The 19,589-nt window shown below is 68.4% G+C and carries 22 protein-coding genes; 15 read left to right on the top strand and 7 right to left on the bottom strand.

Annotated elements, in window-relative coordinates:
- Positions 1-40: 40 nt before the first annotated feature.
- Positions 41-769: a peptidylprolyl isomerase gene (locus tag ACFV2O_RS11500; RefSeq protein ID WP_379251747.1), complete on the bottom strand. Its 729-nt coding sequence runs from the start codon at positions 767-769 to the stop codon at positions 41-43.
- A 212-nt stretch (positions 770-981) separates the two neighbouring features.
- On the opposite strand from ACFV2O_RS11500, the gene ACFV2O_RS11495 reads away from it, so the two are divergent.
- The 4 genes from ACFV2O_RS11495 to ACFV2O_RS11480 are packed head-to-tail and all read left to right on the top strand — an operon-like array spanning position 982 to position 5,645.
- Positions 982-1,818 carry a nitrilase-related carbon-nitrogen hydrolase gene (locus ACFV2O_RS11495; protein ID WP_355077532.1) on the top strand — a complete coding sequence of 279 codons (837 nt, stop codon included), beginning with the start codon at positions 982-984 and terminating at the stop codon, positions 1,816-1,818.
- Between the two features lie 16 nt (positions 1,819-1,834).
- Positions 1,835-3,256, top strand: coding sequence for a dihydropyrimidinase (gene hydA / locus ACFV2O_RS11490; protein WP_379251746.1), 1,422 nt, complete (start codon positions 1,835-1,837; stop codon positions 3,254-3,256).
- 30 nt (positions 3,257-3,286) lie between these two features.
- Positions 3,287-4,333 (top strand): TIGR03842 family LLM class F420-dependent oxidoreductase, encoded by a 1,047-nt coding sequence (locus ACFV2O_RS11485; RefSeq protein ID WP_379251745.1) that lies wholly within the window; start codon positions 3,287-3,289, stop codon positions 4,331-4,333.
- Between the two features lies 1 nt (position 4,334).
- A complete protein-coding gene (locus ACFV2O_RS11480; RefSeq protein WP_355077538.1) occupies positions 4,335-5,645 on the top strand; it encodes an aspartate aminotransferase family protein in 1,311 nt (436 codons plus the stop codon).
- Between the two features lie 8 nt (positions 5,646-5,653).
- Here the strand turns inward: ACFV2O_RS11480 and ACFV2O_RS11475 are convergent, their stop codons facing one another.
- Positions 5,654-6,157: a nitroreductase/quinone reductase family protein gene (locus ACFV2O_RS11475; protein ID WP_356962048.1), complete on the bottom strand. Its 504-nt coding sequence runs from the start codon at positions 6,155-6,157 to the stop codon at positions 5,654-5,656.
- A gap of 103 nt (positions 6,158-6,260) precedes the next feature.
- On the opposite strand from ACFV2O_RS11475, the gene ACFV2O_RS11470 reads away from it, so the two are divergent.
- Complete coding sequence (locus ACFV2O_RS11470) at positions 6,261-6,629, top strand: arsenate reductase family protein (RefSeq protein WP_379251744.1); 369 nt, start codon at positions 6,261-6,263, stop codon at positions 6,627-6,629.
- Positions 6,630-6,673: 44 nt separating this feature from the next.
- Positions 6,674-7,354, top strand: coding sequence for a TIGR00266 family protein (locus ACFV2O_RS11465; protein ID WP_379251743.1), 681 nt, complete (start codon positions 6,674-6,676; stop codon positions 7,352-7,354).
- Here ACFV2O_RS11465 and ACFV2O_RS11460 read toward each other — a convergent pair whose 3' ends face one another.
- The gene (locus ACFV2O_RS11460; RefSeq protein ID WP_379251742.1) at positions 7,355-7,957 is read right to left on the bottom strand and encodes an NUDIX domain-containing protein; all 603 of its coding nucleotides are present in this window, start codon (positions 7,955-7,957) and stop codon (positions 7,355-7,357) included.
- A 53-nt stretch (positions 7,958-8,010) separates the two neighbouring features.
- Here ACFV2O_RS11460 and ACFV2O_RS11455 point away from each other — a divergent pair, with 53 nt between their 5' ends.
- Positions 8,011-8,391 (top strand): nitroreductase family deazaflavin-dependent oxidoreductase, encoded by a 381-nt coding sequence (locus ACFV2O_RS11455; RefSeq protein ID WP_355077548.1) that lies wholly within the window; start codon positions 8,011-8,013, stop codon positions 8,389-8,391.
- A gap of 25 nt (positions 8,392-8,416) precedes the next feature.
- Here the strand turns inward: ACFV2O_RS11455 and ACFV2O_RS11450 are convergent, their stop codons facing one another.
- The 4 genes from ACFV2O_RS11450 to ACFV2O_RS11435 form a co-directional block, all read right to left on the bottom strand.
- Positions 8,417-9,214 carry a helix-turn-helix domain-containing protein gene (locus ACFV2O_RS11450; protein WP_379251741.1) on the bottom strand — a complete coding sequence of 266 codons (798 nt, stop codon included), beginning with the start codon at positions 9,212-9,214 and terminating at the stop codon, positions 8,417-8,419.
- Positions 9,215-9,433: 219 nt separating this feature from the next.
- A complete protein-coding gene (locus tag ACFV2O_RS11445; protein WP_355077552.1) occupies positions 9,434-9,721 on the bottom strand; it encodes a DUF427 domain-containing protein in 288 nt (95 codons plus the stop codon).
- Between the two features lie 64 nt (positions 9,722-9,785).
- On the bottom strand, positions 9,786-10,427 hold the full coding sequence (locus ACFV2O_RS11440; RefSeq protein WP_379251740.1) for an NUDIX domain-containing protein: 642 nt from the start codon (positions 10,425-10,427) through the stop codon (positions 9,786-9,788).
- A gap of 40 nt (positions 10,428-10,467) precedes the next feature.
- The gene (locus tag ACFV2O_RS11435; RefSeq protein WP_379251739.1) at positions 10,468-11,679 is read right to left on the bottom strand and encodes a DUF418 domain-containing protein; all 1,212 of its coding nucleotides are present in this window, start codon (positions 11,677-11,679) and stop codon (positions 10,468-10,470) included.
- Positions 11,680-11,800: 121 nt separating this feature from the next.
- Between ACFV2O_RS11435 and dop the strand changes: the two genes are divergently transcribed.
- The 8 genes from dop to ACFV2O_RS11395 all read left to right on the top strand — a co-directional run bounded on the left by dop (position 11,801) and on the right by ACFV2O_RS11395 (position 19,572).
- On the top strand, positions 11,801-13,300 hold the full coding sequence (gene dop, locus ACFV2O_RS11430) for a depupylase/deamidase Dop (RefSeq protein WP_039798407.1): 1,500 nt from the start codon (positions 11,801-11,803) through the stop codon (positions 13,298-13,300).
- Positions 13,301-13,452: 152 nt separating this feature from the next.
- Positions 13,453-13,647 carry a ubiquitin-like protein Pup gene (locus ACFV2O_RS11425; protein ID WP_014986166.1) on the top strand — a complete coding sequence of 65 codons (195 nt, stop codon included), beginning with the start codon at positions 13,453-13,455 and terminating at the stop codon, positions 13,645-13,647.
- Entirely contained in the window at positions 13,644-14,498 is an 855-nt protein-coding gene (prcB, locus tag ACFV2O_RS11420) for a proteasome subunit beta (protein ID WP_355077558.1), read from the top strand. The genes ACFV2O_RS11425 and prcB overlap by 4 nt, the downstream gene beginning before the upstream one ends.
- A gap of 2 nt (positions 14,499-14,500) precedes the next feature.
- Positions 14,501-15,301, top strand: coding sequence for a proteasome subunit alpha (gene prcA, locus ACFV2O_RS11415; protein WP_379251738.1), 801 nt, complete (start codon positions 14,501-14,503; stop codon positions 15,299-15,301).
- Positions 15,302-15,518: 217 nt separating this feature from the next.
- Positions 15,519-16,877 (top strand): Pup--protein ligase, encoded by a 1,359-nt coding sequence (gene pafA / locus ACFV2O_RS11410; RefSeq protein WP_174186519.1) that lies wholly within the window; start codon positions 15,519-15,521, stop codon positions 16,875-16,877.
- A 28-nt stretch (positions 16,878-16,905) separates the two neighbouring features.
- Positions 16,906-17,202, top strand: a complete 297-nt coding sequence (locus tag ACFV2O_RS11405; protein WP_379251737.1) for an MTH1187 family thiamine-binding protein — start codon at positions 16,906-16,908, stop codon at positions 17,200-17,202.
- Between the two features lie 400 nt (positions 17,203-17,602).
- On the top strand, positions 17,603-18,598 hold the full coding sequence (locus ACFV2O_RS11400; RefSeq protein WP_355077562.1) for a YafY family protein: 996 nt from the start codon (positions 17,603-17,605) through the stop codon (positions 18,596-18,598).
- A complete protein-coding gene (locus tag ACFV2O_RS11395) occupies positions 18,595-19,572 on the top strand; it encodes a YafY family protein (protein WP_355077564.1) in 978 nt (325 codons plus the stop codon). Before ACFV2O_RS11400 ends, ACFV2O_RS11395 begins: the two co-directional genes overlap by 4 nt.
- Positions 19,573-19,589 lie beyond the last annotated feature (17 nt).

Below are 19,589 nucleotides of genomic sequence, written 5' to 3'. Positions count from 1 at the left end.
GCGGCGTCCGATCGTCGCCGCCACCATGGTCGTCCGGAATTCAGTTGCGGACGGCGACGGAATCGAGCACCACGTCGGCGGCCGGTGCGCCGTCGGACGAGCCGTCCTTGACTCCGGCGGCGGCGATGGCGTTCAGCACGTCCATGCCCGCGGTGACCCGGCCGAACGGGGTGTAGTTCGGCGGCAGCGGCGCGTCCCGGTAGACCAGGAAGAACTGGCTGCCGTTGGTGCCGGGGCCCGCGTTCGCCATCGCGATCGTGCCCGCCGGGTAGGTAGCGCCCGCCAGGTTCTCGTCGGGGAATTGATAGCCGGGGCCGCCCATGCCGGTCGCGGTGGGGTCGCCGCACTGCAGGACGTAGATGCCGTCGGTGGTGATCCGGTGGCACCTCGTGTGGTCGAAGTACCGTTCTCCGGCCAGGAACGCGAACGAGTTGACGGTGCGCGGTGCGCGGGCGGCGTCCAAGGCGACGGTCACGGTGCCGCAAGTGGTGATCAGCGTCGCCGTGTATTGCGCGTTGGGATCGATGGTCATGCCGGGTTCGGCGGGCCACTGCTTACCGTTCGGCTGCCCCGCGGTCGGTACGCCACAGCCGGCCGGGCCCTGCTCCCGAGCAGGCGACGGGGTCGCCGAGACGACACCGGTCGCGGACGCGACCAGCGCCGCGCCGACGACGAGGACCCCGAGGATCCGCAGCGATCGCCACGGCACGCCCCGGCGCCCCGTGCGCCGGCCGTCGACGAGTTCTCGCGCTTGCACTTCGCTGCTCACCGCTGAAAATCTCCTTCACTCGGGGTTGCGCACCGGACGATGCAGCGCGAATCATTCCATCTCGCCCGACCAAGTGGGGGAGTACGGCTCGATTACTCGAGCACGGGCAGGTCGGGATGCCGCCGTAACCGCGGTTGCCACGGATTGGCTACAAAATGCCTCCAGGCACTCGTCGGACAACGGAACAGGTTCCGGGTGACGTATAACGAGGCATGGGAATCGTTCGAGCGGCGCTGGTCCAAACGAACTGGACCGGTGACAAGGAGTCGATGCTCGCGGCGCACGAGAATTACGCGCGCCGCGCCGCCGCGCACGGAGCCGCGGTGATCTGCTTCCAAGAACTGTTCTACGCCCCGTATTTCTGCCAGCGGCAGGACACGGAGTTCTACGACTACGCCGAATCCGTCCCGGGGCCGACGACGGAACGATTCGCGGAACTGGCGAAAGAATTGCGCCTGGTGATGATCCTGCCGGTGTACGAGCAGGAACAGCCGGGTCTGCTGTACAACACGGCGGCGGTGATCGACGCCGACGGCAGCTATCTCGGCAAGTACCGCAAACACCACCTTCCGCACGTGCACGGGTTCTGGGAGAAGTTCTATTTCCGGCCGGGCAACCTGGGCTGGCCGGTGTTCGACACGGCGGTGGGCAAGGTCGGCGTGTACATCTGCTACGACCGGCACTTCCCGGAGGGGTGGCGCGCGCTGGCCCTCGCCGGTGCGGAACTCGTGTTCAATCCGTCGGCCACGTCGCGCGGCTTGTCCGGTTACCTCTGGAGACTGGAACAGCCGGCGGCCGCGGTAGCCAACGAGTACTACATCGGTGCCATCAATCGGGTCGGCGCCGAGGAGTACGGCGACGACGACTTCTACGGCACCAGCTACTTCGTCGACCCCGAAGGCAAGTTCGTCGGCGAGGTCGCCTCCGATACCGACCCCGAGCTGGTCGTCCGTGATCTGGACATGGACCTGATCAAGGTGGTGCGCGACCGCTGGGCCTTCTACCGCGATCGCCGCCCCGACGCCTACGGGCCGCTGGTGGCCCCCTGAGACCGGGGAGAACGACATGGCGCGCACCTTCATCCACGGTGGCACGGTGGTCTCCGCCACCGGAGCGCAGCCGCTCGACGTGCTCGTCGACGGCGAGACCATCGCCGCCGTCCTGCGGCCGGGCTCCGTCGCGCTGGGCGCGGATCTCGCCGCGTCCGCCGATCGCGTGCTCGACGCGACCGGCAGATACGTCATCCCCGGCGGCGTGGACGGTCACACCCACATGCAGATGCCCTTCGGCGGGACCGAGGCCTCCGACACCTTCGAGACCGGCACCCGCGCGGCCGCGTGGGGCGGCACCACCACCATCATCGACTTCGTCGTCCAGCGGCAAGGGGAACGGGTTCAGGACACGCTGGCCGCCTGGCACGCGAAAGCGGCCGGGCAGTGCGCGATCGACTACGGCTTCCATCAGATCATCGGCGACGTCGACGACGAATCCTTGAAGGGCATGAGCGAATTGGTGGCCGAGGGCGTCACCAGCTTCAAGCTCTTCATGGCCTACCCGGGTGTCTTCTACTCCACCGACGGCCAGATCCTGCGCGCCATGCAGTCAGCGGCGGAACTCGGCGCGCTGGTGATGATGCACGCGGAGAACGGGATAGCCATCGATGTGCTGGTCGAACAGGCGCTCGCGCGAGGGGACAACGCGCCGTACTTCCACGGCACGACCCGACCGTGGCAGCTCGAGGAGGAGGCCACCCACCGCGCGATCATGCTGGCCGAATTGACCGGCGTGCCGCTGTACGTCGTGCACGTGTCGGCCGAGCAGGCGCTGGCTCAGATCGCCGCCGCCCGCGACGCCGGGCGCAACGTCTTCGGCGAGACCTGCCCGCAGTACCTGTATCTCTCGCTCGAGGATCAGCTCGGCGCGCCGGGTTTCGAAGGCGCCAAATGGGTGTGCTCCACGCCGCTGCGATCGAAGGCCGAAGGACATCAGGACAAGCTGTGGCGCTACCTGCGCACCGGCGACGTCACGGCCGTCGGCACCGATCACTGTCCGTTCTGCATGAAGGGCCAGAAGGAGATGGGGATCGGCGACTTCAGCAAGATCCCCAACGGCATCGGCGGCGTCGAGCATCGGATGGATCTGATGTTCCAGGGCGTCCGGTCCGGCCGGATCCCGCTGGAACGCTGGGTCGAGGTCTGCTGCACCACCCCGGCCCGGATGTTCGGCATGTACCCGCGCAAAGGGGTGATCAGCCCGGGAGCGGACGCCGACATCGTCATCTACGACCCGGACGGCCACACCAGCATCGGTCTCGGCAAGACCCACCACATGAACATGGACTACTCGGCCTACGAGGGATTCGAGATCGACGGTCACGTCGACACGGTGCTGTCCCGGGGCCGGGTCGTCGTGGACGACGGCGGCTACCTCGGGCACGCGGGGCACGGCCGGTTCGTCGCGCGTGGACTCGCGCAGAACCTGATCTGACTTTCGATCCTCGGAACGGAGAAGTGCCGCATGGACATCGGTGTGGTGCTGCAATGCACGCCCCCGGCCTCGCGTGTGATCGAACTGGCCAGGCTCGCGGAGACATATGGGTTCTCCCACGTCTGGACCTTCGACTCGCATCTGCTCTGGCAGGAGCCCTATGTCATCTACAGCCAGATTCTGGCCGCCACCCGCAAGATCATGGTCGGTCCGATGGTGACGAACCCGGCCACCCGGGACTGGACGGTGACCGCGTCGACCTTCGCCACGCTCAACGAGATGTTCGGCAATCGCACCGTATGCGGGATCGGCCGCGGCGACTCGGCCGTGCGCACGCTGGGCGGCAAGCCCGCCACGCTGGCCACGCTGCGCCGATCGATCGAGGTGATCCGCGAACTGGGCAACGGTCGCGGCGCGCGAGTGGACGACGCGGTCGTGCGGTTGCCGTGGGCGGCCGACTCCCGGTTGGATGTGTGGGTGGCGGGCTACGGGCCACGCGCACTCGAGCTGACCGGTGCCGTGGCCGACGGATTCATCCTGCAACTGGCCGACCCCGACATCACGGCATGGACCGTCGCCCGGGTGCGCGCCGCGGCCGAGCGCGCGGGCCGGGACCCGGCGTCGGTGCGGATCTGCGTCGCCGCACCCGCTTATGTCACCGACGGGACGGACGCGGCGCAGGCGCACGCGCGGCAACAGTGCCGATGGTTCGGCGGGATGGTCGGCAACCACGTGGCGGAGATGGTGGCGAGATACGGTACGGCAGGCGACATCCCGGCTGCCCTCACGGACTACATCGAAGGCAGGCGCGGCTACGACTACAACCTGCACGGACGCGCGGGCAATGTCCATGCCGAGTACGTGCCCGACGCCATCGTGGACCGCTTCTGCCTGCTGGGCACGCCCGACGACCAGCTGTCCCGGTTGCGGGAGCTGGAAAGGCTCGGTGTGGACCAGTTCGCCGTCTATCTCCAGCACGACGCGAAGAACGCGACTTTGGCGGCGTACGGTGAATCGGTGCTGCCTCGTCTCGCTTCCCTCGTGACCACGACCAAGTCGACCGAAGGGAGCGACTAGCGTGGCCGATCACGTCTTCTATCCCTGGAGCGCGCAGGCCGAATTGAACCCGGCTCCGATCACCGGGGCGTTCGGCTCCTACTTCTGGGACGACACCGGCAAGCGCTATCTGGACTTCTCCTCCCAGCTGGTCAACGTGAACATCGGCCACCAGCATCCGGACATCGTCGCGGCGATCGTCGCCCAAGCGCAGCGGTTGGCGACCATCTCGCCGACGGTCGGCAACGACGTCCGCAGCGAACTGGCCAGGCTGATCGTCGAGCGGGCTCCCGGCGAGCTGAACCGGATCCTGTTCACCACCGGCGGCGCCGAGGCCGTCGAGCACGCGGTGCGTTTGGCGCGAAGCTACACCGGGCGGACGAAAATGCTCGCCGCCTACCGCTCCTACCACGGCGGCACGGGCGTCGCGATCGGCTTGACCGGGGAACCGCGCCGCTGGGGCGCGGAACCGACGAACGTCGACGTGGTGCGGTTCTTCGGCCCCTACCCCTACCGGTCACCGTGGGGCACGACGACTCCCGAGGAAGAGACGGCCGCCGCGCTGCGGCACCTGCGGCAGGTCATCGAGCTCGAAGGCCCGCAGCACATCGCGGGGTTGATTTTGGAGACGGTGGTCGGCACCAACGGTGTGCTCGTCCCGCCGCCCGGTTATCTGGCCGGCGTGCGAGCGCTGTGCGACGAGTTCGGCATCGTCTACATCGCCGATGAGGTGATGGTCGGATTCGGACGGGTGGGCGAATGGTTCGCGGTACAGGCGTTCGGCGTCGAGCCGGACATCATCACCTTCGCCAAGGGGGTGAACTCCGGCTACGTCCCGCTCGGTGGCGTGCTCATGGCCGAGCGGATCGCGCAGCGCTACGACCATGTGGTGTATCCGGGCGGTCTCACCTACGCGGGTCATCCGCTGGCCTGCGCGGCGGGTGTCGCCTCGATCGCGGTCTTCGAGCGCGAAGGAATCCTCGATCACGTACGGGCGGTGGGCGCCGATGTGCTCGGAAAAGGCCTGCGCGAACTCGCCGGTCGTCATCCGAGCGTCGGCGAGGTCCGTGGACTCGGCTTCTTCTGGGCGCTGGAACTGGTCCGGGACCAGCGCAGCAGACAGCCGCTGATCCCGTTCGCGGCGGCGGGCGCGGACGCCGAGCCGATGGCCGCGGTCACCGCCGCGGCCAAGGCGCGCGGGCTGTGGCCGTTCAACGCGGGCAATCGCTTTCAGATCGCGCCGCCGCTGACCACGACGGCCGACGAACTGCGCACCGGCCTCGAGATCGTCGACGAAGTGCTCGACGTGGCCGACGGCTACGTCGCGAGCTGACCGGCCGCTCAGTGCGGCGTCAGTTCCACCACGACGCCGCCCTGCTGCCAGGTCTGGTAGATATCGGCCTTGGAGGGTGAACCGTCGGCGGTGAAGCCGATGCCGTTGTACTTGGCGTTCTGCTTGTTGTCCCGCGCGACGATCTCGTAGAGCCGCAGCACGTCGGCCTCGGAGGTGTGGACCACCGGGTCGAAGGTGCGCGGCTCGCCGCCGAAGGAGGCCCGCACCGGATCGCCCGCCCGCAGGTTCTTCACCCACGGGCGCAGGGCGGTGCCGATCAGCAGAGTGTCGCCGTGCCGGGTATAGGCCAGCGGCACGTCGTAGACCTTCCCCGACTTGCGCCCGACGACGTGCAGGATCATCAGCCGCTTGCCGACGACGCCGGACAGCCCGGGCACACGCAGCAGCGCGCGCACGACCCGATTCATCACGCCCTGATATGAAGGGATGCGCTCGGGACCGGATGTGGTCGGTGTGCCGTAGGGGTTTTCGGGCGACGCGTGCTCAGTCATGGCTTCCAGTATCGGAGCACACGCGGCGCTCGGCGGCGCGACGTCCGAGATCCGCCAGTGGGCGCCGGGCGGCCCGGGTGCACGTCCTCGGTACCCTGCGTACATGACTTCCGGGCAGACCGAGATCTGGCACAACCCGCGGTGCAGCAAGAGCCGCAACGCCACCGCGTTCCTGAACGACGCCGGTGTCGACTACACCGTGCGCGAGTATCTGGACCAGCCGCCGACGGCCGCCGAGCTGCGTGAGGTGTTGCGGCGGCTGGACGCCGAACCCTGGGACATCACCCGCACCGGCGAACAGATCGCCAAGGACCTCGGCATGGCGAGCTGGGCGCGGACCGCCGCGGACCGGGACCGTTGGATCGAAGCGCTGGTCGAACATCCCGGGCTGATCCAGCGGCCGATCGTGCTCACCGCGGACGGCGGGGCGGTGGTGGCCCGAGACGACGACGCACTGCGTGATCTGCTCTGACACCCGTTCCCGCCGTGTGGGATTCGGCGGTAGGGTCGGCGGACATGAAAGTACAACTGCGCCACAGTCCCGCCGCCGCCGTCGCGCGGTGCTTTCTCGCCGGGGGCGAGCCGATGCGGGTCGAGAGCGGCGCCATGGTGGCTCATTCGGCGGGGGTCACGTTGCAGGCCAAGGCCGAGGGCGGCATCCTGGCCGGACTGAAGCGGTCGGTGCTGGCCGGGGAGTCGTTCTTCGTCTCGACTTTCACCGCGCCGCCGCAGGGCGGGTGGGTCGACGTGGCGCCCGCGCTTCCCGGCGACATGTTGAACTTGCAGATCACGCCGGATCGGCCTTTCTTCATCAGCCGTGGGGGATGGATCGCCAATTCGCACGGTGCGCAGGTGGAGAGCAAGTGGGGCGGGTTCGCCAATCTGTTCGGCGGCGAAGGCGGATTCGGTCTGCGCGCGCACGGCGAGGGTGAGATCGTGGTGGGCGTGTTCGGCGCGATCGATGTGATCGATCTGCAACCGGGCGAGCCGATCACGATCGACACCGGGCACGTGGTCGCCTACGACCTGGCGATGAATTTCAGCATCCGGCGAGCGGTCTCGGGTCGATCGATCCAGTCGTTGAAGTCCGGCGAGGGTTTCGTCTTCGATTTCACCGGCCCCGGCCGGGTGCTGTTGCAGACACGCAATCCCGGCGCGTTCGCCGCTTGGGCAGCCTCCGTCGCCTCGTCCAGCTGATCAGGGCCTCGTCCCGTCGTCTGCCGCTGACCGGGCGCCGACCAGCAGATCCGTGATCAGCAGGCGGGTGTCCGGGACGAACGGCCAGTCCGGATCGGCCAGACGCGCCAGCAGTTCGGCGTCGGTCCACCACCATCCCGCGGCGATCTCGTCGGGTTGGTGGCGAACCGGCCCGTCGTAGCGCGACTCGTACGCGAACAGATGACACCGCATCGGCCGACCGGCCCATTCGCCGTCCCAGGAGACCGTCGCCAGCGGTTCGGGCGAGACGTCGCCGGGGTTCGGCGTGACGCCCAGTTCTTCGGCCAGTTCGCGCAGGGCCGTCTCGCGCGGCGCTTCGCCCGGCGCGACCACACCACCGGCCAGGCAGTCGTGCATGCTCGCGAAAACGAGCTTGGTGTGGGTGCGGCGGTGCACGTAGACGCGCTCGCCGTCACCGGAGCGCAGAAGCACCCCCGCGCTGGCGTGCCACAATCCGTCGCGGTAGACCGTGGCCCGCTCGGCGGCCCCCACCGGGTTGCCCGCCGCATCGTAGACGGCGATCGTTTCCGCGCTCGGATCTCCGGTGTGGGGCGGCTCGCGATGAGGCGGCGGAGCGGACATGGGTCGAGAGTAACGTGAACACCGCAGGCCACAGGGAGAGAGGATCGCCGCCCATGGTGCTTCCGCACGCACTGGCGAATTTCAACCGGCATGTCACCAATCCGACCGCGGGCCTGGTCGCGGGACGCGCGCCCGGGTTCGGCATCGTGCTGCACAAGGGCAGGAAGTCGGGCCGGTCCTACCGCACCCCGGTCATGGTCTTCGAGCAGGACGGCGCCTACCGTATCGCGCTGACGTACGGCCGGAATGTCGACTGGGTCAAGAACATCTGCGCGGCGGGTGGTTTCGCCCTGGAAACCCGCGGCCATGTGGTCGAGCTGACCGATCCGGTCGTGCGGCACGACCCCTCCGCGGTATGGGCGCCACTCGGCGTGCGGCAGATGCTGAAGACGATCTCGGCGGACTATTACGTCGAGTCCCGTCCGGCGGACTGATACGGAACGCGAGCCGTCCCGGCCGCTATGCGTCCGGGACCGATTCGCTGGTGCGGCTGAGCACCGATGGAGACAGCCCGAACGTCCGGCGGCAGGTGCGGGTGAGATCCGCGCCATCGGAGAAACCGGCCGCGTGCGCGGCGGCCGCGAGGTCGTCTCCGGCCAGCGCGCGGGTCCGCGCTATGTGCAGCCGCAGCCAGAGGATATAGCGGCGCAACGGAATTCCCATCTGCTCGGTGAACAGGTGGGACAGTCGGGGCGCGGGAATACCCAACTGTCGTGCGACATCCGCCCCCCGCACCGACCCGGTGCGCACCAGTGCGGGCAGCAGTTGCAGGGCCGCCGTGATCACCGCGTGCCGCTCGCTCGCGCCGGACGCGCCGTCCTGCGGCAGCAGATCGTCGACGACCGCGGTGACCTGAGCGGTCAGGTCTCCACCACCGGCGGTGATGCCGAGGGTGTCGGCGCTGTCGACCCAGCCGTTGAGGTGCGCTCTGCGATCCGCCGCCGCACCGGCGGCCGTCTCGGGGTCGAGGTAGACGGCCGTGCCGTGCGCGGCGCCTACGTCGATCCGGTGCGGTGCGTCGGTCGGCACGATGACGTGGGTGCCCTGCTTGCGGACGCCGCTACCGTCCACCACCACGATCGGCGTGCTCGCGGCGACGATCTGCACCGCGTGATGCGCGTGTAACTCCGTCGGACCGACCGATCCGGCGAAAGCCAGCACCCCTGGCCGGAGCAGCGCGACACCCGCTCGCGCCGGTTCGTCCGCCGCGCCGCCAGGCGCCATCGAGAAGCCGTTGGTGACCAGAGCCTTCATCATGGGATGCTCCCGGCTGAGACACTCGCGCTGAATCCTGGGATGAGCGTATCGGTTTCGCGCAGGCGGTATTCCCGATTCCTCCGATTGCCGCCGTTCGCCGGGGCAGTGCGGTCCGAGCCGCCGCCCCGGCCCGCCGATCACCGCACCACCGCGCCTACGACCGGATTCCGGCATCGATCATGAGTTCGCCACTCGATTGCTCGCAGCGAAAGACGCCGCTCAGCTCTCCGTCACCTCGACGCCGCGCCAGAACGCGACATAGTCCTTGATCTGCGCGGCCTTGGTCTTCGGCTCCGGGTAGAACCAGGCGGCGTCGGTGTTGCTGTCTCCGTCGACCACTACGGTGTAGTAGCTGGCGGTGCCCTTCCACGGGCAGTAGCTGTGCGTGTCGGAGGGCTGGAAGAACTCCGGCCGGATCGAGTCCGGCGGGAAGTAGTGATTGCCCTCGACGATGATGGTGTCATTGCTGGTCGCGAGGACGCGGCCGTGCCAAGTTGCCGTTGCCATCCTTCGATTCTCCCCCGATCCCACCGGTGGGCGGCGGCCGAGTATGTGCGGCCGGCCGCCTACATCACTCGGGACGCTCCGGCCGGTGGAGTTCGACCGCCAATGCCACCAGTTCGCTCAGGTGCTCGCCGTCGGATCCGGCCCGTCGCATCGCTTCGGCTACGGGAAAGGTGCACACCTCGAGGATCTGCTCGGCGTCGTCGGGATTGGTCGGGGCGGATTCGAGCACCACGTCCGCGGTGCACCACAGCCACGCCTTGTGTGGATGGGGCTGCCACTCGCGATACGGTGCCGGACCGTTGCTCGTCGCATGGTGCGCGCCGAACCATCGGATCGGTCCGACCGGGCGTGCGCCCGCCTCCTCCCGCAGTTCGCGGCGCACGCAGGCGTCGACCGACTCGCCGCGTTCCCTGGTGCCGCCCGGAATCAGCCAGACGTCGCGATCGTCGCGACAGAGCACGATCTCGTCGCCGACGAAACAGACGACGTGGATATTGGTGACCAGTTCGTCGGACGGGAGTGTGGTGGAGAACCGGACATCCAGGTCGCCCCACGCCCAGTGAGCCGGTGTGTGCAGCAAGGGGTAGCGGTCGGCGAGCGTCACAGCACGACGGTAGCGGCCGCCGCGCGCCGGGGCCGCCGGATTTCGCGGCATGTGCGGGTACGACAAGCCCTGCGCCACAACGGAGCCGGTCGGGATGGTCACGCCCGTATCCCCGGCCCGGGGATACGGGCATCATGGCGTTTCAGCGTTCCCGCGCCAGCGTTCGGAAACTCACGTTCCAGAACCACTCCACCGGCCCGCGCTCGAAGCGTCGTAGCCACAGGTGCGCTCCGCAGGCGATGATCAGCGATACCAGCACGTAGACACCGACGGTGAACGGGACACGGTCATCGGGCGAGACGCGCGCCGCGAGTCCGAAACCCCAGCCGTAACAGAGGATCGATGCCACCAGGTTCTGCAGGATGTAGCAGCTGAGCGCGGTGCGGCCGATCTCGGTGAACCGCCGCCCGGCGAACCCGGCGCCGGGCCGCCGCAGGTACCACTCGGCGACCGCGGCCAGAATGCCCAGAGAGACGAACGGCGCGCTGCCGTACCGGGTGAACAGGACGAGGTCGCCACCGCCCAGTATGCCGACGCCCAGGTCGATCGGCGCGGCGACGCCGAAGCCGAGGATCATCAGCCGCTTGCGCAGTCGCGCGCCTTCCGGGCCGAACACGCCCGCCCGGAACAGCCGGGCGCCGGTCAGGAACAGCGCGACCGACATCGCGAAGACGAAGATCGTCTCCATCCGGAACAGCCCGGCGTTGCCGAGCCGGAACGCCGCGAGCTCCCAGAACGAGCCGTCCGCATACGGGTTCGGGTCCAGCGCACGACGCGCCTGCGCGTCCTGGCTCGGCGCGAACGCCAGAGCGAGCCCGATGAGCGTCAACAGCGACACGTGCACGGCCGCCGCGCCCACCAGCCAGCGCCGCCGCGCCCGCGCACCGGTGGCGAGCACGAATGCGACCACGAGTCCGGTCACCGCGTACCCCATGAGGACGTCGAACTCGGCGACGAAGACGAAGTTGACCAAACCGTCCAGGAACAGCAAGCCCGCCCGCCAGGGGTACTTCCCCGGCCAGCGGCGCCCGGCCTTGGTCGCGGAGCGTCGCTGGATGGCCAGGCCGATGCCGAACATGACGGTGAGCAGCCCGAGGAACTTGCCCTGCGCCAGCTGCTGGAGCACGCGCTCGGTCCACGTCCATCCGCCGGCCTCGCCACCCATGTCGTGCAGATACCCGACCAGCCCCTCCGGGTTGGTGATGATCCAGATGTTGGTGGCGAGGGTGCCGAGAATCGCGATCCCGCGTAGCACGTCCAACGCGACGAGCCGGGCGGGCGCGGGTGGTGGGGGAGGCGACGGGCGATGCTGCTCGGCGGTCTCCAGGCGGCGGGCTGCGATCGATTCGGACATGTCCCGACTATCGCGCCGACCTGCGCCGCGACGGGTCCTCCGGAAGTACCACCTGCGGTATGACATTGGACTCCGCCGGTCGCGGGAGGTCGGGCGGGGTGCGTGACTTAGGCTCGATGCCATGCAGCGCATCATCGGAATAGAGGTCGAATACGGCATCTCGACCCCGACCGAGCCGTCGGCCAACCCGATCCTCACCTCGACCCAGGCGGTCCTGGCCTACGCCGCGGCGGAGGGCGTGCCGCGCGCCAAGCGCACGCGCTGGGACTACGAGGTGGAGTCGCCGCTGCGTGACGCCCGCGGATTCGACCTGAGCCGGATGAACGGTCCCGCGCCGGTGATCGACGCCGACGAGGTGGGCGCCGCGAACATGATCCTCACCAACGGCGCCCGGCTCTACGTCGACCATGCCCACCCGGAATACTCCGCGCCCGAGGTCACCGACCCCCTGGACGCCGTGATCTGGGACAAGGCGGGCGAGCGGGTGATGGAGGCCGCCGCGCGGCACGCCTCGAGCGTGCCGGGGGCTCCGCGGCTGCAGCTGTACAAGAACAACGTCGACGGCAAGGGCGCCTCGTACGGCACCCACGAGAACTACCTGATGAGCCGGGACACCCCGTTCAACCAGATCATCGTCGGGCTCACGCCGTTCTTCGTGTCCCGCCAGGTGGTGTGCGGCTCCGGCCGGGTCGGCATCGGCCAGTCCGGCGACCACGCGGGCTTCCAGCTGTCCCAGCGGTCGGACTACATCGAGGTCGAGGTCGGCCTGGAGACCACGCTCAAACGGGGCATCATCAACACCCGCGACGAACCGCACGCCGATGCCGACAAATACCGCAGACTGCACGTCATCATCGGTGACGCCAACCTGGCCGAGATGTCCACCTACCTCAAGGTCGGCACCACCGCCTTGGTGCTCGACCTGATCGAAGCGGGCGAGGACCTGTCGGATCTGCAGCTGGCCCGCCCGGTCACCGCGGTGCACACCATCAGTCACGACCCCACGCTGCGGGCGACGGTCGCGCTCGCCGACGGCCGCGAGCTGACCGGTCTCGCGTTGCAGCGCGTCTACCTGGACCGGGTGATCAAGTTCGTCGACCGCACCGGCAACGACGACAAGCGCGTCCAGGACATCATCGAGAACTGGGCGATGGTCCTGGACCTGCTCGAACGCGATCCGATGGAGTGCGCGAACCTGCTCGACTGGCCGGCCAAGCTGCGCCTGCTCGAGGGCATGCGCAGCCGCGAGGGCCTCGGCTGGGCGGCCCCCAAGCTGCACCTTATGGATCTGCAGTACTCCGACGTGCGCCTGGACAAGGGGCTCTACAACCGCCTGGTCGCCCGTGGCTCGATGAAGCGGCTGGTCACCGAGCAGCAGGTCCTCGACGCCATGACCAACCCGCCCACCGACACCCGCGCCTACTTCCGCGGCGAATGCCTGCGCCGCTTCGGCGCCGACATCGCGGCGGCCAGCTGGGACTCGGTGATCTTCGACCTGGGCGGCGACTCCCTGGTCCGCATCCCCACCCTGGAACCCCGCCGCGGCACGAAGGCCCACGTCGGCAAACTCCTGGACGGCGTGACCACCGCCGCGGACCTGGTGGAGCAGCTGACCACATAGTCCACCTGCGCGAGACCAACACCGCCACACAAAATAGGCACACTGTCGGTGCTGGTAGGTAGTGTTGAGGGACGAGCACGGACAATGCTCATGATCGGGACCGTGCTCACCATGGGTCCCGATCATGGTGAGGACAGAGGAGGTCGGCTGCCATGGCACAAGAGCAGACCAAGCGCGCCGGGGGTGGCGACGAGGACGAGGGCCCCGACGGTGTAGACGCCGCCGGTCAGGAGCGCCGCGAAAAGCTGGCGGAGGAAACCGACGACCTGCTCGACGAGATCGATGACGTGCTCGAGGAGAACGCCGAGGACTTCGTCCGCGCGTACGTGCAGAAAGGTGGCCAGTGACAGTCGGTGACCCCTCGCGTCTCCACCTGGGGTACGCCCTTTCTTCCTTCTCCGACTATCTCCGCATGCATGCTCCGGATCTTTTGCCCAGCAACAGGTTCGGACAGGGTGCCGCCGGAATCCCCGGCGGCACTTCCGCGAAGGAGATCGCTCCGCACGGCACCACCATCGTGGCGGTGAGTTATCGCGGCGGTGTGCTGATCGCCGGTGACCGCCGTGCCACCCAGGGGAACCTGCTGGCCAGCCGGGATATCGAGAAGGTCTACATCACCGACAGCTATTCCGCGGCGGGCATCGCAGGCACCGCGGGCATGGCGGTGGAGATGGTGCGGATCTTCGCGGTGGAACTGGAGCACTACGAGAAGCTCGAGGGCGTGCCGCTGACCTTCGACGGCAAGGCCAACAAGCTGTCGAAGATGGTGCGGGAGAATCTGCCCGCGGCCCTGCAGGGTCTGGCGGTGGTGCCGATGCTGGTCGGCTACGACCTGGACGCCACCGATGCCGACAAGGCGGGCCGCATCGTTTCGTTCGATGTGGTGGGTGGACGCAGCGAGGAGCGATTCGGGTACGCCGCGGTCGGTTCCGGCTCCATGTTCGCGAAGTCCTCGCTGAAGAAGTTGTACGCCAAGGGAATCGATCAGGATCGCGCGTTGCGCATCGCTGTCGAGTCGCTGTTCGACGCGGCCGACGACGACACCGCGACGGGTGGCCCGGATCTGGTGCGCGGCATCTTCCCGACGGCGATCGTGATCGATGAGGAGGGTGCGGTCGAGGTGACCGAGTCGCGGCTGGCGGAGATCACCCGCGGCATCGTCGCCGACCGCGAGGCCGCCGAAGAAGGGAGCGCCTGATCATGACGTTGCCGTACTACGCGTCGGCCGAGCAGATCATGCGCGACAAGACCGAGCTCGCCCGCAAGGGCATCGCTCGGGGGCGCAGCGTCGTGGTCTTGACGTATGACAAGGGTGTGCTGTTCGTCGCGGAGAACCCGTCCGCGACGCTGCACAAGGTGAGTGAGCTCTACGACCGCATCGGGTTCGCCGCGGTCGGCAAGTACAACGAGTTCGAGAATCTGCGCAGGGGCGGCATCCTGCAGGCCGACATTCGCGGGTATCAGTACGACCGCCGCGATGTCACCGGCCGGGCGCTGGCCAATGCCTACGCGCAGACGCTCGGCACGATCTTCACCGATCAGCTCAAGCCGTACGAGGTGGAGATCTGTGTGGCGGAGGTGGGTTATCCCGAGCAGGCCGCGCAATCGGTGCTGTACCGGATCACCTTCGACGGGTCGATCGTGGACGAGCGCGAGTTCGTGGTGATGGGCGGCACCACGGAGCCGATCGTCACCGCGCTGAAGTCGTCGTACCAGCCGGGTCTGGACCTGGCCTCCGCGGTCGGCGTCGCGGTGCGCGCGTTGCAGGCGGGCGTTCCGGAAGGCGCGGAGAAGGAGAAGCGGGTGCTGGGCGTGAGCTCGCTCGAGGTCGCGACCTTGGAGCAGGCGCGTCCGCGCCGGGCGTTCCGGCGGGTGCCCAACGCCACGCTGGAGCGTCTGCTGAGTCCGGCGGAGGCGGCCGAGAAGCCCGCGGCGGAGGAGACCGGCGCCGAGCCGAAGGATGAGAAACCGTCGGCGAAGGAGACTCCGTCGGCGGAGTGATCCGCCGGGCCGACGAACTCGACGGCCCGCGAACGACGCTTGGTTCGCGGGCCGTATCGGCATGTCCGGGGCCGGGCCGAACTGTGCATCCTCCGGCGAAACCGGCGTTTCACCCGGGCAAATTCCGACAAAGCGGGCCAAATCGTTGTGAAGACGTATGCATACGGGTTGTTCGGTGCCCCACGCAAGACCTCGACTTGGCTGTAATGTCGATGGTGTGCAGCGACGAATTATGGGGATCGAGACCGAGTTCGGTGTGACATGCACCTTCCACGGTCACCGTCGACTGTCCCCCGACGAGGTGGCCCGGTATCTGTTCCGCCGGGTGGTGTCCTGGGGCCGTAGCTCGAACGTGTTCCTCCGCAACGGTGCCCGGCTCTACCTCGATGTCGGGTCGCATCCGGAGTACGCGACCGCGGAATGCGACAACCTGGCGCAATTGGTGACCCACGACCGCGCGGGCGAACGGGTCCTCGAAGAGTTGCTGATCGACGCCGAGCAGCGTCTGGCCGAAGAAGGCATCGGCGGCGACATCTACTTGTTCAAGAACAACACCGACTCGGCGGGCAACTCCTACGGCTGCCACGAGAACTTCCTGGTGGTGCGCGCGGGCGAGTTCTCCCGGATCTCCGACGTGCTGCTGCCGTTCCTGGTCACCCGGCAGCTGATCTGCGGCGCGGGCAAGGTGCTGCAGACGCCGAAGGCCGCCACGTTCTGCCTGTCGCAGCGCGCCGAGCACATCTGGGAGGGCGTCTCCTCGGCGACCACCCGCTCGCGGCCGATCATCAACACCCGCGACGAGCCGCACGCGGACGCGGAGAAGTACCGCCGGCTGCACGTGATCGTCGGCGACTCCAACATGTCCGAGACCACCACCATGCTCAAGGTCGGCACGGCCGCCTTGGTGCTGGAGATGATCGAGGCGGGTGTCTCGTTCCGCGACTTCGCGCTGGACAATCCGATCCGCGCGATCCGCGAGGTGAGCCACGACTTGACCGGTCGGCGTCCGGTGCGCCTGGCAGGCGGTCGGCAGGCCAGCGCCCTGGACATCCAGCGCGAGTACTACGCGCGCGCCGTGGAGCATCTGCGCAATCGGGACCGCGATCCCCAGATCGATCAGGTGGTCGACCTGTGGGGCCGCACCCTGGACGCGGTCGAGGCGCAGGACTTCGCGAAGGTCGACACCGAGATCGACTGGGTGATCAAGCGCAAGCTGTTCCAGCGCTACCAGGACCGGTACGGCATGGAGTTGTCCGATCCCAAGATCGCCCAGCTGGATCTGGCCTATCACGACATCAAGCGCGGACGCGGCGTCTTCGACCTGCTGCAGCGCAAGGGGCTGGCCAAGCGGGTCACCGAGGACGAGGCCGTGGACGCCGCGGTGGACACCCCGCCGCAGACCACCAGGGCCAAGCTGCGTGGTGACTTCATCACCGCGGCCCAGGAGGCGGGCCGCGATTTCACCGTCGACTGGGTGCACCTGAAGCTGAACGACCAGGCGCAGCGCACCGTGCTGTGCAAGGACCCGTTCCGTTCGGTCGACGAGCGCGTAGATCGCCTGATCGCATCGATGTAATTCCGACGCCTGCGAGCATGATCGAGGCATGATCATCGCCTTCTCCGTCACACCGCTCGGGACCGGCGTCGACGTCGGGCGCGCCGTCGCCGAAGCGGTCCGCGTGGTGCGCGCCAGTGGACTGCCCAATCGCACCGACGCCATGTTCACCACCGTCGAGGGCGAATGGGACGAGGTGATGGCCGTCGTGAAACAGGCGACCGACGCTATCCTCGCCGTCGCTCCACGCTGCAGCTTGGTGTTGAAGGCCGACATCCGTCCCGGCGTGACGGATGCGATGACCGCCAAGGTGGACAAGGTCGAGCGCTACTTGTCGGAAGACTGATGGCCCGCGCATCTCAATGACTGTGTCGCGGCGGCTCGACGATTGTCGAGCCCTCCACGACTGTCGAGCCACCTAGCGGAGCGCCGTTCGGTCTGCTGTTTCCATAACTTCGGACACACCGACAAAGTCGTACCGGCGCGCGGCTCGCTCGTAACGGCGGATGCCGAGGTCAGTACGTTGCTCACCGACGCGCCCAAGCACCTCGACCACAGGTTTCGAGCGAAGCCAGACCGAGCCTGCGCCGTTCGCGGCCCGGCGCGCGCCTACGCGGCCGCCGCGTAGGCGACGAAGGAGCAAGCGGCGGTCGCGCAAACGCGAGCGATGAGAGGGCCGCGAACACGCCGCTACGAAGTAGCGGCCGAACCAACACAGCCCGGCTGCGCAGATTACCCTCTATCGGGTGGCGATATCCAAGGTCGAGCGGCTGATGAATCTGGTCATCGCGCTGCTGTCGACCCGGCAGTTCCTGACCGCCGAGCGGATCCGGGTGAGCGTGGCCGGATACGAGGACTCCGCCAGCGACGAGGCGTTCAGCCGGATGTTCGAGCGGGACAAGAACGAACTGCGTGATCTGGGGATTCCGCTGGAAGTCGGTCCGGTGAGCCGGTACTCGACGGTGGAGGGCTACCGGATCAACCGCGACGCCTACGAGCTACCCGACATCGATCTGAGCGATCAGGAGGCCGCCGCCGTCGCGGTGGCCGTGCAGATGTGGGAATCGCCGGAACTCGCCGCCGCCGCGGAGGGGGCGTTGCTCAAACTGCGCGCGGCGGGCATCCACGTGGAAACCGACGCCGCCGTGGCGTCCGTGCCCGCGGTTCCGGCCCGCGCTCGGGGCTCCGAACCCGTGCTCGGCAAACTCCTCGCCGCGATCGACGCGGGCCAGGCTGTGCGGTTCGAGCACCGCGGCGCGATCAACGCCCCCTATCTCATGCGCGACGTCGAACCGTGGGGCGTCGTCACCCATCACGGCCGCTGGTATCTGGTCGGGCACGACCGGGACAGGGACGCGGTGCGCAGTTTCCGGCTGTCCCGCATCGGCGACGATGTGACCGCGTATGGCCCGCGCAACGCCGTCCACAAGCCGGAGGGCGTCGACCTGCGCGCCATCGTCGACCAGGTCACCAGCACCGCGCCGGTCAGCGGCTCGGCGACGGTGTGGGTGGCCGAAGGGCGCGGGCGGGAGATCCGCAGGCTCGGCCAGGTGACCGGTGAGCGCGTCGTCGGCGGCCGTACGGGCGCCGTCGTCGAGCTTCCGGTGCGATCCCGCGATTGGCTGGCCCGGCTGATCACCGGCCTGGGCCCGGACGCCGTGGTACTCGCCCCCGAGTCGCTGCGTGCCGATGTCATCGCGCGGCTGCGTTCGGTGTTCGACCGCACGGAGGTGCGGGCATGAGCTCGCGGCTCTCGGTCCGGCTGTCCCGGCTGCTCAACATGATCCCGTACTTCATCGCCCACCCGGGCATCAGCGCGGCCGAGGCCGCCGCCGACCTGGGCGTGACCACCAAACAGTTGATGAGCGACCTCAATCAGCTGTGGATGTGCGGACTTCCCGGGTACGGTCCGGGCGACCTGATCGACTTGTCGTTCTCCGAGGAGAGCATCGAGGTCACCTTCTCCGCAGGCATCGACCGTCCGTTGCGGTTGACCTCCACCGAGGCGACCGCGTTGCTGGTCGCGCTGCGCTCGATCGTCGACATGCCCGGCATGGTGGACCCGACGGCGGCCCACGCGGCCATCGCGAAGATCGAAGCGGCGATCGCGGGCGGCGCGGAACTCGCGGAGAACGGGCGGTCGCGAACCCCGCCGCCGGAGGCGCCCGCGGTGGCCGCCGTGCGGTCGGCGCTGGCGCTCGGCCGTGCGCTGCGGTTGGTGTACTACTCCGCCAGTCGCGACGTGGTGTCCGAACGCATCGTCGACCCGATCCGCATCGTCCTCGTGGACGACAACAGCTACCTGCAAGCGTGGTGCAGGCAGGCCGAGGGGGTGCGGCTGTTCCGCTTCGACCGGATCGAGGCCGCGACCGAGTTGGACGAACTCGCCCGGCCGCCCGTGCATGCCACCGACGCGACGGCGGGCCTGGACCTGTTCCAGGACGATCCCGCGGTCGCCTTGGCGCGCTTGCGGATTCACGCCGATTACGCTTGGGTGCTGGATCAGTACCCGATGCATCGGCTGGCGGTGCATCCCGACGGCAGCCTGGAGGCGACCATGCGGTTCGCCACGCTGGACTGGATGGCCCGCCTGCTGCTCGGTTTCGGGGCGGGTGTCACCGTCCTCGGCCCGCCGGAGCTGGTGGCGGCGGTGCGTGAGCGGTCGAACGCCGCGCTGGCCGCCTACGAGGAAGCCGGATACCTGGAGGCCAGATGAGGAAGGCAGAGGCCCTA

Source organism: Nocardia sp. NPDC059691 (assembly GCF_042733915.1).
Lineage (GTDB): Bacteria > Actinomycetota > Actinomycetes > Mycobacteriales > Mycobacteriaceae > Nocardia > Nocardia sichangensis.
The sequence above is the reverse complement of the archived record's forward strand: the minus strand, read 5'-3'. Positions and strand labels throughout refer to the sequence as shown.